The 15,748-nt window shown below is 37.8% G+C and carries 7 protein-coding genes and 2 pseudogenes; all 9 read left to right on the top strand.

All coding sequences use genetic code 11. The annotated features are described in order from the left end of the window. Positions 1-43: 43 nt before the first annotated feature. A pseudogene (locus FE813_RS10820) lies at positions 44-1,168 on the top strand (two-partner secretion domain-containing protein); the annotation flags it as partial. 134 nt (positions 1,169-1,302) lie between these two features. After that, on the top strand, positions 1,303-3,711 hold the full coding sequence (locus FE813_RS10825) for an autotransporter outer membrane beta-barrel domain-containing protein (RefSeq protein ID WP_373366637.1): 2,409 nt from the start codon (positions 1,303-1,305) through the stop codon (positions 3,709-3,711). Beyond that, a complete protein-coding gene (locus tag FE813_RS10830; protein WP_373366636.1) occupies positions 3,708-9,527 on the top strand; it encodes a hemagglutinin repeat-containing protein in 5,820 nt (1,939 codons plus the stop codon). The genes FE813_RS10825 and FE813_RS10830 overlap by 4 nt, the downstream gene beginning before the upstream one ends. Position 9,528: 1 nt before the next feature. Further along, positions 9,529-10,059, top strand: a complete 531-nt coding sequence (locus FE813_RS08410) for an ankyrin repeat domain-containing protein (protein WP_048953242.1) — start codon at positions 9,529-9,531, stop codon at positions 10,057-10,059. Positions 10,060-10,326: 267 nt separating this feature from the next. Then, positions 10,327-12,672: a polymorphic toxin-type HINT domain-containing protein gene (locus FE813_RS08415; RefSeq protein WP_139990211.1), complete on the top strand. Its 2,346-nt coding sequence runs from the start codon at positions 10,327-10,329 to the stop codon at positions 12,670-12,672. Next, entirely contained in the window at positions 12,641-13,294 is a 654-nt protein-coding gene (locus FE813_RS08420; RefSeq protein ID WP_139990212.1) for a hypothetical protein, read from the top strand. The genes FE813_RS08415 and FE813_RS08420 overlap by 32 nt, the downstream gene beginning before the upstream one ends. Before the next feature lie 47 nt (positions 13,295-13,341). Next, positions 13,342-13,743: a CDI toxin immunity protein gene (locus FE813_RS08425; protein ID WP_139990213.1), complete on the top strand. Its 402-nt coding sequence runs from the start codon at positions 13,342-13,344 to the stop codon at positions 13,741-13,743. A gap of 189 nt (positions 13,744-13,932) precedes the next feature. Continuing rightward, positions 13,933-15,279: pseudogene (locus FE813_RS10560) on the top strand (hemagglutinin repeat-containing protein); the annotation flags it as partial. A 1-nt stretch (position 15,280) separates the two neighbouring features. Next, positions 15,281-15,649 (top strand): hypothetical protein, encoded by a 369-nt coding sequence (locus FE813_RS08435; protein WP_118805286.1) that lies wholly within the window; start codon positions 15,281-15,283, stop codon positions 15,647-15,649. Positions 15,650-15,748: the final 99 nt, after the last annotated feature.

Genomic DNA, 15,748 nt, shown 5'->3' on the forward strand with positions numbered 1-15,748 from the left:
GATTAAAACCAAACAGAATTTAAAATTTAAAGGAAATTAAAAAATGAATAAACGTCATTATAAAGTGATTTTTAGCCGTGTATTAAATCAGCTTGTGGTGGTCTCTGAGCTGGCAAAATCTCAAGGTAAAACACAAAGTGAAAATGTGAGTTCAGAACAAGAAAAAACAAGATTATTTTCAACCGCACTTTCCTTCTCCCTCAACTCCATTCATTTCAGCTTAATGTTAGCATTAGGCTTTGTCTTTTTGGTTCCATCTGTTCATGCAGAAGATATGGCCATTCGTGCAGATAAATCTTCACCGGGTAATCAACAACCCACGGTGCTTCAAACAGCGAATGGTTTACCGCAAGTGAATATTCAAACACCAAGTGCAGGTGGGGTATCACGTAACCAATATTCACAATTTGATGTGGCAGAAAAAGGCGCTGTGCTAAACAATGCTCGTAAAGCGGCACAAACGCAAATGGCGGGTTGGTGCAAGGTAACCCGAATCTTGCTCGCGGTGAAGCGAAAGTCATTCTTAACGAGGTCAATTCAGCGAACCCAAGCCGTTTAAAAGGTTATGTGGAAGTCGCAGGCAAAAAAGCAGATGTGGTGATTGCCAACCCAAGTGGTATTCAGTGTGATGGCTGTGGTGTGATTAATGCGGGGCGCACAACGCTGACAACAGGCAAAGCAGAAGTAGAAAATGGCGAGCTGAAAGGCTATCGCGTAAAAGGCGGTAAGGTGACTGTTGGCCAAAAAGGGATGGATAACAGTCAATCTGATTACACCGATATTATCGCTGATAAAGCCGAAATCAAAGGTGGGGTTTGGTCGAAGAAAGGCATTAAAGTTACCACAGGTAAAAATAACGTTGACCGCACTAATGATTCGGTTGTGTACATAGGTGATAAAAACACCGACAACACTGACCGCACTCCTAATACGCAAAGTGAAAACCAAAGCTACAGTGTGGATGTGAGCCAATTGGGTGGGATGTATGCTGAGAAAATCCATTTAGTGGATAACGGTCAAGGCCTTGGTGTACGTAATGCGGGGCATATTGGTGCATCAGCGGGTGAGGTGAAGATTGATAGCCAAGGAAAAGTTATCAATAGTGGTACTATCAGTTCGACACAACAAGCTGAGATTAACGCCAAAAAATCCATTGAAAATGCAGGTAAAATTGAAACAAAGAAAGGTAATGTATCATTACGCTCTGAGGCTAATGTAGCACAACATGGTTTGATAGTTTCACGTCAAGGGGGGAGCTTTGTTCAAGCTAAGGATAAAGTTACTCAAACAGGCGAAACTGTGGTGAAGGGTAATGTTACTTACCGAGCGAAGAATATTGAGGCTAGTAAAGGTGCGTTAATTGCTGCAGGTGTAACTGCTCAAGAAACAACACAGGGTGAGACTCGTTCATTAGATAGTCAAAGTGCCCAAGGTGCTAGCATTACGCTCTCAGCTGAAAATTCTGTTTCATCTAAAGCTCAGCATCTAGCGAGTGGCCAAATTAATGCTAAAGCAGGTACCCTTGATTTATCTGAAAGTCAATCAACAGCTGATAGTATTGCTTTCCAATCTACTCAATCACCTTTAAATTTGAATCAAGCAACATTATACAGTAAGGGGCGTACTGCATTAAGCAGTCCTGATACTATTTTTGCGGAGAATGCTAACCTAAATGCAGGGCATTTTGCGATAGATACCGCACAACTTAATAATAAGAAGAGTAGCTGGGTTCAGCGTGGCGCCGAAGCTTTTGCATTAAATTTACAAAAGGGATTAGACAATACTGAAGGAAAAATTGTCGCAGAAGGTACGCTTTCTGTTCAAACGCCATTAATTCAAAATAACCAAGGTGTGATTTGGTCAAATCAAGGTTTACAACTTAATACAGCTAAAGGGCATATTTCTTCTCAATCAGGTTATTTATTTGGAAAAAATAGTCTTGATATTAGTACTTCAACCTTGAATAACCAAAAAGGTGAAATGTTAGGTGGACAGGTTTTATTGGCTTCACAGCAAGTTAATAATGAGGAAGGAAAGTTAATTGCCAGAAATCGCGCAGATTTATCAGTTAATCAATTTAATAATCAGCGTGGTATTGTTTATAGCCAAGATGAACTAGCATTAAAAACAGAAAATTTACATAACCAAGATGGCATTATTTCATCTGTTTCTCGTGCGACATTGCTTGCAAATGATTTAAACAACCTTAAAGGCGTGATTCAGGGCGAGTTTGATTTAACGATTCAAACCCAAAATTTGAATAATACACAAGGTGATATTTCAGCGAAAACAGCAGCGATTTCTTCTGCTGCAATAAATAATGCACAAGGTGTAATTTCATCTCAGGATTTAACATTATCTGGTTCAGATTTAAATAACAAAGGTGGAATTATTCAAAGTGCAAATTCAACATTAAATTTGACCGCACTTGATAACCAAGCTGAAGGTGATAAAGGCTCTTTGGTTAGTGCAACAAATCGTTTAGTGTTAAATATTACAAATGTAAATAATAAAAATACAAAAGCTAAGCAAGAGAGTCCGATTCAAGGTATTCAAACAGCTAATTTAGTAATGAATGCGGATCATATTGAAAACCAATCTGGCGGTATTTATGTTGGAAAATCAGCAAAGCTTACAATTAATCAATCTCTTGATAATCAAAAAGGTGAGATCTTATCGGCTGGTCGAGTTGATATTGTAAATCCAGATTTGACCTTAGTTGTAAATAATGCACTAGGAAAAATTGAATCAGTGATTGGCACAACATTGCAAGCTAAAACATTAGTTGATGAGGGATCTATTAGTACAAAAGGAGATTTGGGTATTGAGTTAAATGATAGCCTTATCCTAAATAAAACCTTTAGTGTAGGCAATAATCTTACTTTTAAAACAAAAGGTGATTTTGTTAATAATTCTAACCTTGTGGTAGGTCATTCAGCCTCAGTTGAAGGCGCGACTATTCAAAATAATGCTAATGCAGAAATTTCCTCGATAAACACTCGCATTCAAGCTAATAAACTGGATAACTTTGGTTTAATAGATGGTGATACCACAGTGATTAAAGCCAATAATGTCAATAATATCGGTACTGCACGTATTTATGGTAGTCATCTTGCGATTCAAGCAAATAATTTAAATAATCTTGAGAATGCTGATGGAACTGCAGCCACTATTGCTGCTCGCGAGAGACTTGATTTAGGTGTGGGGAATCTTATCAATCACAATCATTCCTTAATTTTAAGCCTTGGTAATCTCTATATCGGTGGAAAACTTGATGAAAATAATCAAGCAATCGGTCAATCACAAAAAATTGAAAATGCCAGTGCAACTATTGAAGTGCTAGGTAATGCATGGATTAATACATCTAATTTTCTAAACACTGATTTACATTTAACGTTAGGACATAAATATACTAAAAATCATTTTGTTACTTATTCCCCATTTAATAGTAGTGCGACTTATTATGGTAATGAAGGGGAAAAAGGTGAGGGCTATTTAGATCATGTTAATAATAGCCGTCATAATAACAATCAATATTTTCGTTTCAATGATGGACGTCAAGCGGTGGCAGCTCAAAATTGGTTGAAACAAGATTACATTCGAACCACCGATACTAATACCATTGAACATCAAGACTCAGGTAAATTGCTTATCGGGCATTCTTTACATTTGGAAGGGGGGAATATACGAATAAATACTCCCGAATTATGATTGGTGACACTTTATATTTAGCAGATAAAGCGATTAAGGAACCCGTTAGTACAGTAAGTCAAGGATTACTAAAACTTGATAATATTGATGTTGATGGTGAAATTCATCGTCGAGATATCGGTTTGAAAAAAGACATTAAAAAAGAAAGGCATCGTCATGGTGCGAGAGGTAAAAAAGTTTGGGCTGTGTATGGCCGAAATGAACAACAAATTGACCGCCTCTTACCTGTCGAACCGTTCAAATTTGGGCTGGAACTTTTAAAAATAGGTGAGCCGGTGGAGTCTACAGGCAAAATTGTTGGGGATAAATCAGGTTCCCAAGGCATTTCATTAGTGGAGAAAACACCTTTAAATACAGATTTAAATGTTCACCGCGTTAATCTAGAAGCAATCACGTCTGGAGTGATGAAAAATAAAGATAACCTTGATATCAAAACGCATTTACCAGATATTTCATTGCCACAGGCGAGCCTTTATAAAATCAACCCCGCAGTATCAGGACAGTTTTTGATTGAAACAGATCCGCGTTTTACACAGAAATCTAAGTGGCTCAGTTATGATTATATGCTCAAGCAGCTGCGAAACGATCCACAAAATATGCTTAAACGTTTGGGCGATGGTTTCTATGAGCAACGCTTGGTGAACGAGCAAGTGAATAAGCTGACAGGCAGACGTTTCCTTGATGGGTATTTATCAGATTATGATCAATATAAAGCCCTGATGGATAATGGTGCACAATATGCTAAGCGTTTAAATTTGATTCCAGGCGTAGCATTAACATCAGAGCAGATGAAAGAACTGACATCTGATATGGTGTGGATGGTAAAACGTGAAGTGACGTTAAAAGATGGTTCGAAAACAGAAGTACTTGCACCACAGGTTTATATAGTGGGTCGTAATGCTGATATTGATAGCCGAGGCGCAGTGATTTCAGCCAATGATGTGATTGTGAATATTCAAGGCGACATTAAAAACAGTGGCGTGATTGCAGGGCGTAATTTGACCCATTTGGCGGCAAATAATATAGAAAACCTAGGCGGGAGATTGCAAGGGCGTGAGCTTTACTTAAAAGCGAAAGAAACGCTTAATAATCTCGGTGGAGAACTCAATGCAGAAAATCGTTTAGTGGCTCAAGCTAAAAACATCAACATAGAAAGTCGCACGAGTGAAACCGAGGATACTGGCAATTTTTACCGCAAATCCCTTGTTCAGAAAGCATCAATTAATATGGGTAGAAAAGATGCAGCTGACAAGGGGCAAAAAGGCACTGCTCTTTTAATGGCAACGGAAAATATCACAGTAAAAGGCGCTAACTTTAATATTAAAGGTGATGTGGCATTGCAAGCGGGTGATAAATTAAATCTCGACACGATTGAAACCCAAAACAAAGAACATTATGTCTCTAATGCTGATAATTATTACAAGCTAGATCAAAAACAAGAAGTGGGTAGTCAGTTAAATGTCACTGGAAATCTTGATGCTGTAGGTAAAAGTGCGGTTGAAATGCGAGGCGTTTCTGTAACCAGTAATGGCACCATGAATGTGATGTCTGAGGGGAATATTAATATCCAAGAAGCTCGTTATAAAGAGCAGCTTTCTAGTGGTTCAAAAAGTAAATCTAGAGGTTTAACAAGCTCAACGACAGAAGTTTATCGACATAAACACGATTATGATATTGCGGAAGCCTCAAATTTAGATGCAGATAAGATTTATCTTCATTCAAGCAAAGGTAATGTCACTATTCAGGGCTCAAATGTGGCAGCAGGTAATGGTTTGACGGTGAAGGCCAAAAATATTGATATTCGTGAGGCTGAGAACCGAGTCTACTCCGATGATTATTACAGCAAAAAAAGATCTGGAGCGCTTAGAGGTGGTATTGGCGTAACCTTTGGTTCTCAAAAACAAACCACGGAAAGTGATCAGACTAAGCTTTATGCACAAGGCAGTCAAGTAGGGAGCTTAAACGGCAATACTACGATGATTGCGGAAAACACTTATACTCAAACTGCTAGCAAGGTGAGTGCAATCAAAGACGGCGATGTGAATATTCTGGCGAAAAAAGTCGATATTAAAGCGGCTGATGATAAATATGAAACCAATACCAAACAAACCTTTGAACAAAAAGGTTTAACTATTGCTATTACCTCTCCTGTTATTTCTGCTATTCAAGCAGCACAAGGCGTGGTGCAATCAACTCGACAAGTAGGTGAGAGTAAGCATGGTCGTGTGAATGCGATGGCGGCAGCTAATGCTGGTTTTGATGCTTATCGGGCAGCTCAATCAGTCGGACAAGCTGCAAATGATGTCGGAAAATTTATGAGTGACACAGGAAATGTAGATTCTGTGATTGGAGTGCAAATCACTTACGGCCAACAAAAGAGCGAATCACGTACTCATACTGAAGGAAAAACCGCAGCCAAATCTCAAGTTAATGCAGGCGGCAAGGTGAATATTGTGGCAACGGGTGCTGGAAAGAATTCTGACATTAATATTAAAGGTTCGGATATCTCAGGCAAACAAGGCACAACATTGATTGCAGATAACCAAGTCAATATTAAAGCCACAGAACAAAACCACCAAGAACGTAGCACGAATAAATCGAGTGGTTTTAATGCAGGGGTAGCCATTAAAGTGAGTAATGGTGCGGTTGCTGGGGCTACTTTAGGCGGTAATTACGGGAAAGGCTATGGCAATGGTGATGAAACTACTTATGTTGCTAGCCATGTAGGTGATAGTCAAAGCAAAACCGTGATTCATGCAGGTGGTGATGCCAATATTATTGGTAGCCAAGTAAAAGGTAAAAGTGTAGAAGTCAATGCCCAAAACCTCAACATCGAAAGCTTGCAAGACACCGCCACGTACAAAGGCAAACAAATGAACGTGAGTGGGAGTGTGACGGTGGGTTATGGCGCATCCGTTGGAGGCAGTTTCAATAAATCGAAAATCAATGCCGACCACGCCAGCATCAATGAACAGGCTGGAATTTATGCCGGAGATGAAGGTTATGATATTAATGTTAATAAACATACCGATCTTAAAGGTGCATTGATTACCTCTACCCAAAAAGCAGAAGCAGATGGCAAAAACCATTTTAGCACTGGCAGCATTACTCATTCAGATATTGAAAATCACTCAAATTATAGTGGCAGCAGTTTTGGTGTAAGTGGCAGTGTATCGGCTAACTTTGAAACACCATTTGGCGAGAATGGTGCAGCTCAAAGTACAAAACAAGCCTCGGATAAAGATGGTAATCTGCTTTATACCGATAAAAATGGCAACACAACTGTTAATTCTAAAGGAGTAGATGGACAAGAGAACACCAAGAAATTGGCTGAAGGCAAGGAATCTCTCCAATTCTCCTATGGCATAGGCTATGGTAAAGATTCCGATAGCCAATCTAGCACAACAAAAAGTGGTATTAATACACAAAATATCATTATTAAAGATGAAGCAGAGCAATTAAAACGTACAGGCAAAACGGTACAAGAAGAAATTGCTGCGATAAAAACAGATATCACTACAGAGAGTGCACAAAGCCAAAGTGGCAAATTAGAGAATCGTTTTAATAAAGATGATGTTCAAAAAGAACTGGATTTCCAACGTGAGGTGACAGAGAAATTTGGACAGAATGTCGTGGAAGCGGGAAGTTTGCTTGCTAATAAATTTGGCGAAGAAGCGAAAGCGAAGCGTCGTGAAGCCGCAATTGCGTTAGAAGAAGCAGAAAAAGCCAAGGCAGAAAACAACAACGAAACGAACCGCACTTTAGTAAAACAAGCAAGAGATAATTTTGAGACAGCGAGTCGCAAAGCTAAAGAATGGGAAACAGGTGGAAGTCAACGCCTTATCATTGATTCAGCATTAAATGTTATCAGCACCGCTTTAGCCGGCAGACCAGCAGCGGAAGTGGTGGCTTCAGGATTATCGCCTGCGGTGAATAATCAAATTAAGAAAGCGACGATAGATGCAAAAGGCAATGTGAATACCGCGCTCAATTTGACAGCTCATGCACTTTGGGGCGCAGTAGAGGCTTATGCGGGCAATCGTAATGTTGCTGCGGGCGCGGCGGGTGCAGCAGGTGGTGAGGTTGCGGCTAATTTCCTTGCCTCGACACTTTACAATAAATCACCTGAAAAGCTGAGCGAAGAAGAAAAACGTACAGTATCTTCTTTAAGCCAAGTAGCAGCAGGTATTGCGGGTGGTAGTTTATCGGATAGTTCTGATGGGGCAATTATTGCGGCTAAAACAGCGAAAGACTCTGTGGAGAATAACAGCATGGCTGATGACGTTCATCCTAGTGATGAGCGTAAGCAAAACATTGAAATGTATGCCAAGGTTTTATTCAATGGAGATGAAGATAAAGCTAAAGAATATCAAGAAGGGTTAGAGCTTGCAGAAGCTCAAGGGCAAATTGATAGTGTTAAAGAAACAGCAGATGCAGTTGTTAATTTAGATGATACCGTAGTGTCTTTATGGGAAGCTATTTCAAATCCAGGGAAGACCTATAATAATGTTGTGGTCTCGTTGAAAGATTGGGATGAGGCTTATGCGCTTGCCCTTCAAGAGAACCCAAAACTTGCGGGAGAAATGCAAGGTTACCGCCAAGGTAAAGTGAAAGGTGTTTCGACTGAAGGCGTGGTTCTCAGTGGTGCGGGATTGGGGATAGCTAAGTCTATTGCCAAATTAAAAAATGGCACGATTGATGTAGCTCATTCAGGTATTAATGTCGCGAAGATAAAACCTAAAACTTGTTCTTTCCGTGGTGACATGGAAGTAAAAACAGAGCAAGGTTATAAGCCGATAGCGTCTATTAAAGTCGGAGATAAGGTTTATGCGAAAAATGAACTGACAGGACAAATGACCTATCAGCGTGTACAAGCGCACTACAACAACCCATATGATTTTACGGTATATGTAGAAGTGATTGATGAACAGGGTAAACAGCAAACCATTGTTTCAAACAAAATTCACCCATTCTTTACACAAGTAAGTCAAGGTGAATTAGTGCCAAGTTCGGAGGGGCATTTCTATAAAGGTGAAATTCAAAACGCTCAGTGGGTAGATGCACAAAATCTGAAAGCCGGCTATAAGTTATTGTCAGAAAATAATCACTGGCAGATGGTGAAAGGTGTTAGCATCAAGGCTGAGAAGTTAAGTGCATATAACCTGACAGTTGAGACTGACCATACTTACTTTATCAAAGGAGCGAATTCTGACCTTGATGGGGTGTGGGTGCATAATGATTGTTGGCATGCTTTACCTGATGGGGCTAAACGAATAAAAGATATTGATGGATATCATGCTTATAAGTTTAAAAATCAGGATGGAAAAGAAATTACTGTGATCAAAAAAGACTTAAATCGTTTTGAAACAGTGAATCACAACGCAGGGACAGATCCTCATTTTAATAGACTATCTCAACGAATTGATGAACAAACAGGACGTTATTTATCGACAGATAAACCTGTAGATCAATTTTATAATCGTTCCTATCTTCGTTCTGATACCATGAAGAAAATCTTTGAACAATACGAGGCTCTACCTAATGGTAATTACCGAGATAAGATTGCTCGTACGATAATCAAAGGACCAATCGATATAGGACATGCTTATGGTTGGGAGCATAGACGATTATCTCTTGCAGCTAAAGAATTAAATTGGAGTCAAAAACAATTTAATGATTATGTAAATGCAAGACCTAATAAATTTAGGTTAGAAAATATGTCTGAAAATCGGAGTCATAGAAATGAGATGCCTGGTAAAGGTGATATCTTAGATATAAAACAAGATATGAGAAATTTTATGAATGGAGGAAAATAAGATGAATCTTTCTAAATTTAATGACTTGGATTTGGAAGAAAAAATTGTAGAGAGTAATTTTAATAATGATATTCAACTATTAAGAAAAATATTTTTAGAAAATAAATTATCAGATATAAAAAAAATTACTAGCTTAGATAAATGGAATTATCTACATAGGATACTTTGCTATTCGGAACCTAAAGTAGAATTAATACAATTCTATATTGATAATGGCGTCGATGTTAATGCTCAAGATATATACGGAATGACTCCTTTGCATTATGCATTACGAAGTAAAAATGCTGAGGCGGCGATAGCGTTGCTCAAAGCAGGAGCAAATCCTAATTTACCGAACCAAGATGGTTTAATCCCTTTGTCTATGATTGGATATATCCCAGAGAGATTGGATGTTTTAGAGCTTATGCTTCAAAAAGGGGCAAATGTGCATTACTTAGTAAATGAGGATGAAACTATTCTTGAAAGTTATAAACCTACAGAGAATGAGCCTCAATTAAAACCAATTTATGAATTAATGAAAAAGTATTCGTAGAATTTAATGTTTGAAAGTGCGGTCAATTTTCAAAGAGTTTTAAAACCTCTCAAAAATTGACCGCACTTTTTGTGTTTTAAATATAGGCTTTGTAGAGTTTTTAAGCAAAATATTGGTGCAATATTATAAGTTTTATTAATAGCTTAAAAAGAGCTAATCCAGAACTCATACTGAAGGAAAAACCATTTTAGCACTGGCAGCATTACCCATTCAGATATTGGAAATCACTCAAATTATAGTGGCAGCAGTTTTGGTGTGAGTGGCAGTGTGTCAGCTAACTTTGAAACACCATTTGGAGAGAATGGTGCAGCTCAAAGTACAAAACAAGCCTCGGATAAAGATGGTAATCTGCTTTATACTGACAAAAATGGCAACACAACTGTTAATTCTAAAGGAGTAAATGGACAAGAGAACACCAAGAAATTGGCTGAAGGCAAGGAATCTCTCCAATTCTCCTATGGCATGGGCTATGGTAAAGATTCTGATAGTCAATCTAGCACAACAAAAAGTGGTATTAATACACAAAATATCATTATTAAAGATGAAGCAGAGCAATTAAAACGTACAGGTAAAACGGTACAAGAAGAAATTGCTGCGATTAAAACCGATATCACTATAGAGAGTGCACAAAGTCAAAGTGGTAAATTAGAGAACCGTTTTAATAAAGATGATGTTCAAAAAGAGCTTGATTTCCAACGTGAGGTGACAGAGAAATTTGGACCAAATGTCGCGGAAGCAGGAAGTTTGCTTGCTAATAAATTTGGCGAAGAAGCGAAAGCGAAACGTCATGAAGCCGCAATTGCGTTAGAAGAAGCAGAAAAAGCCAAGGCAGAAAACAACAACGAAACTAACCAAGCTTTAGTAAAACAAGCACGAGATAATTTTGAGACAGCGAGTCGCAAAGCCAAAGAATGGGAAACGGGTGGAAGTCAACGTCTTATCATTGATTCAGCATTAAATGTTATCAGCACCGCTTTAGCCGGCAGACCGGCAGCGGAAGTGGTGGCTTCAGGATTATCACCTGTGGTGAATAATCAAATTAAGAAAGCGACGACAGATGCAAAAGGCAATGTGAATACCGCGCTCAATTTGACTGCTCATGCACTTTGGGGAGCGGTAGAGGCTTATGCGGGTAACCGTAATGTTGCTGCGGGTGCGGCAGGTGCAGCGGGCGGAGAGGTGGCGGCTCATTTCTTAGCGTCAACACTTTATAATAAATCACCTGAAAAGCTCAGCGACGAAGAAAAACGTACGGTATCGTCTTTAAGCCAAGTAGCAGCAGGTATTGCGGGTGGTAGTTTATCAGATAGTTCTGATGGGGCGATTATTGCAGCTAAAACAGCGAAAGACTCTGTGGAGAATAACAGCATGGCTGATGACGTTCATCCTAGTGATGAGCGTAAGCAAAACATTGAAATGTATGCCAAGGTTTTATTCAATGGAGATGAAGATAAAGCTAAAGAATATCAAGAAGGTCTAGAGCTTGCAGAGGCTAAAGGTCAAATTGATAGTGTTAAAGAAACAGCGGATGCAGTTGTTAATTTAGATGATACCGTTGTGTCTTTATGGGAAGCAATCTCAAATCCAGAGAAAACCTATAATAATGTTGTGGTCTCGTTGAAAGATTGGGATGAGGCTTATGCGCTTGCCCTTCAAGAGAATCCAAAACTCGCGGGAGAAATGCAAGGTTACCGCCAAGGTAAAATGAAAGGTGTTTCAACTGGAGGCGTGGTTCTGAGTGGTGCGGGATTGGGGATAGCTAAGTCTATTGCCAAATTAAAAAATGGCACGATTGATGTAGCCCATTCCAGTGTTAATGTTGCGAAAATTAAACCCAAAACTTGTTCTTTCCGTGGTGACATGGAAGTGAAAACAGAGCAAGGTTATAAGCCGATAGCGTCTATTAAAGTCGGAGATAAGGTTTATGCGAAAAATGAACTGACAGGACAAATGACCTATCAGCGCGTACAAGCGCACTACAATAACCCGTATGACTTTACAGTATATGTAGAAGTGATTGATGAACAGGGTAAACAGCAAACCATTGTTTCAAACAAAATTCATCCATTCTTTACCCAGGTAAATCAAGGTGAGCTAGTACCGAGTTCTGAGGGGCATCACTACAACGGAGAAATCCAAAACGCCCAATGGGTAGATGCACAAAATCTGAAAGCGGGTTATAAACTGTTATCGGAAAATAATCACTGGCAAACGGTGAAAGGTGTTAGCATCAAGGCTGAGAAGTTAAGTGCATATAACCTGACAGTTGAGATTGATCACACTTACTTTATCAAAGGAGCAAATTCTGACCTTGATGGGGTGTGGGTGCATAATGATTGTTTCCTTGATATGCCAAAACAAAAGGTCAACAGTGCAAGTGTGGGTGATATAGTAAGAACACCAACAACACATCCGGATGATTTCATTAAATTAAAAGGAGGTAAAAATTTTAAAAATAAATATACTGGTGAAATTTGGTCAGAAAGTCATACCTCTCACTCAGATAAAAATGGTGAGTGGAAAGTTGGGTTAAAAGGGAATGCTCCAGAAGTAAGAAGAAAGATTACAATAGGTAAAAGTGATGGAAAAATCATTAAATTCGACAACAAATAGCGTTATATCTTTTAATAAAATAAATTTTAATAGTTTTAGTAGTAGCCCAGGTTGGGTTGGCTACTTTTATGCAAGAGATCTTACTATGCAATCAGTAATACAAATGTCATCTAAAATGATAGAGTCCTTTTTTAAAGACTCTATCAATGACTTTTTTCTACTAACTGCATTAGCATATGACGATAGTGCTTCTATCCCTGAGTTTTCTGATTTAGAGGTTTCTTATTATGAAAGTGTTTATAATAAGGCTAAAGAAATGGGAGTGTTAATTCCATATAATGGGCTTATTGAAGATTTTTATGAAGATAATAAATATCCATTTCCAGCTAATATAATGTCATTGAGTTTTGATAAAAAGGATATATTGAGTTTTTGTGAATTATCTATGGCGTATAAATATAATAAGGTAGTAGGAGATCATTGTTTTCTAATTAATCCAACATTAAAAATAGCATTATATCCGCATGAAGATATTGGGTATGGTTGTATTTCTTTAAGTGATGACTGTAATAAGGCTATAGAATTCTTAAATTTTTGCTCAAAAGATGATAAGTTTGAGGTGGTTTTTTCTGAGAATATTAATCAGTTGGCAGCTTCGAAAACTATGCTCAAAGAATGTTAAGTTCGACTAAAGATACCAGCGCTGTTTGATACTTAATAAGGATTCATATGACATTATTTGATGAATGTGAAGAGGCTTTGTCGGAGGATTTCCACCTTCTGTCTGAAGATGAAAAGGAGCAAGTTCTAAAAGAGTTTTATAAATATCCATTTGAATATGGATGTATAGATAAAGATAGTAAGAAAATAAAAATATTGAATCCTGATAGGTTAATTGAATTAATTGAAAAGAAAATAATTAACCAAAATGTTTATGTTTTAGCAGATATAAACGATGTTCCAATATTTAAAACTAATTTGCTATTAGCGCTAGATAAATTAGATGATATTTCCGCTTTATCAACAAGAGTTTTTATTCTTGGAATAGGGTATTTAGCTCAGATTGTCTCTAGAAATCCACCTTTAGACATTGTAATTCCAATAAATGGAGATATAAGTAAATTTTTGTAAAACACTTTAGATGCTTTGACATAGCTAAAGTGCGGTCAATTTTAAAAGGGTTTTAAAACCTCTTAAAAACTGACCGCACTTTTTGTGTTTTAAATATAGGCTTTGTAGTGTTTTTAAGCAAAATTTGATGCAACATTGTAAGTTTTATTAATAGCTTAAAAATAGCTAATCCAGAACTCATACTGAAGGGAAAACCATTTTAGCACTGGCAGCATTACTCATTCAGATATTGAAAATTACTCAAATTATAGTGGCAGCAGTTTTGGTGTAAGTGGCAGTGTGTCAGCTAACTTTGAAACACCATTTGGCGAAAATGGTGCAGCTCAAAGTACAAAACAAGCCACGGATAAAGATGGTAATCTGATTTATAGAAACGACCGAGGAGAATTGACCACAGAAGCCAAAAATGCACAGGGTAAAGACAACGCAAAAAAACTTGCTACAGGTTGGGATTCTTTAGAAACCTCAACAGGATTAGGTGTTGGGCGAGATAAAGAAAGTCAAAGTAGCGTGACAAAAAGTGGTATTAATACTTCGAATATTGAAATTAGAGACCAAGCGGAACAACTGGCGAAAACTGGAGAAACGGTTGAGCAAACTCTAGATAGCATTAGAACCGATGTGACTACGGATAATGCAGCGCAGCATTCCGGCAAGTTAGAAAATCACTTTGATAAAGACAAAGTGATGAAAGAGCTCAACATTCAAGTGAAAGTTACTCAAGATTTTCGTAAAAATGCCTTATCAATGATTGATGCCTATGTGATTCCAAAACAGGCTGAATTGAGAAAACAAATCAAGGAGGCCAAAACGGAAGAGGAAAAGACCGCACTTTATGGAGAAATTTATAAATTGCAATATCAAAAACGTTTGCTTGAAACCGTGGTAGGCATCGTATCGGGTTCGCCTGATGTTGCAATAACACAAGGAACTTTGCAATTAGCCGCGACGAAGATGAGAGAGGAGACTTTAGCTAATTCAAGATTATTTAAAGGTATTAAAGATGCTAAGACGGGGAAAATTCTTCGTAATGATAGTTATGATAGCGGTTATTTTGATGGAGTAAAATTAGGTGGTGTTCGAATTGATATCAATGCAATTTGTACTCAAGGAGTCGGTTCCTGTGAAAAAAATGCAGATGGGTTAGTTGTATTTAAAGGTGAAAATGGATTGTCATTGGATGATGCTATAGATCCAAATAAAAATCAAAAGGCAAAAGACTTATATGGTCCTACAGGTGGATTTCAATCCGTTGAAGGCGGTTGGTATTCTGACGGAAAAGTAATCACTCCTTATAAACCAGGTAATATCTCTGATCATTTGGTTGAATCTTTTGCAGGTACTCACGATCTATTAGGTGGACAAATGTGGGGATGGTATGACAAACAAGGTAATACTTCTCAGAAAAATAATATCTAACAATTTTTATCAGATCGAACAACAGAAATAGCAATTCCTATTTCCGCACCATTTGCTGTATCTGATCTAATTAGTTCGGATATGATGGAAGTACTTTTTAAATTAGGAGGTAATTAATATGAAAATAATCTTATTAATTATTTCAGTGTTTTTGATAAGTGGTTGTTTATATTCTTTTGAGGGTGAATGTTTTAGACCAATCATTCAGGTTGTCTCAAGTAATTGCTATAAAAAAGGAGAAGTGTTCTCATCAATAGCTCATTATCAAAAGCCTTATAGTATAGGTAAAACTGATCAGCAACAGCGTTGGAAAGATGCTGTTAGCTGTGGTAGTAAATATGGAGATCAAGAACTTTACTACATTAATAAAACTGGTAAATACGAAGAATTTCAATCTTGTATGGAAAGGAAAGGATATAAAAGATTTTGGCCCGCAGAATGCGGTTATAAAAATTCCAAATGGGATAAGGGGATATGTAATGAATAGCCTACTAAGTAACAATTGCTATTGCAATACTGGTATCCGCACCATTTGCTTTATCCGATGTCATGTCATCAGATATGTTTGAACTTTTGATGAAAACAG

Source organism: Haemophilus seminalis (assembly GCF_006384255.1).
Classification (GTDB): Bacteria; Pseudomonadota; Gammaproteobacteria; order Enterobacterales; family Pasteurellaceae; genus Haemophilus; species Haemophilus seminalis.

What these genes read in the sequence shown, in the direction of transcription:
- FE813_RS10830 (WP_373366636.1), top strand. Translation starts at nt 3,708, where the DNA reads ATGATTGGTGACACTTTATATTTAGCAGATAAAGCGATTAAGGAACCC.
- FE813_RS08410 (WP_048953242.1), top strand. Translation starts at nt 9,529, where the DNA reads ATGAATCTTTCTAAATTTAATGACTTGGATTTGGAAGAAAAAATTGTA.
- FE813_RS08420 (WP_139990212.1), top strand. Translation starts at nt 12,641, where the DNA reads ATGGAAAAATCATTAAATTCGACAACAAATAGCGTTATATCTTTTAAT.
- FE813_RS08425 (WP_139990213.1), top strand. Translation starts at nt 13,342, where the DNA reads ATGACATTATTTGATGAATGTGAAGAGGCTTTGTCGGAGGATTTCCAC.
- FE813_RS08435 (WP_118805286.1), top strand. Translation starts at nt 15,281, where the DNA reads ATGAAAATAATCTTATTAATTATTTCAGTGTTTTTGATAAGTGGTTGT.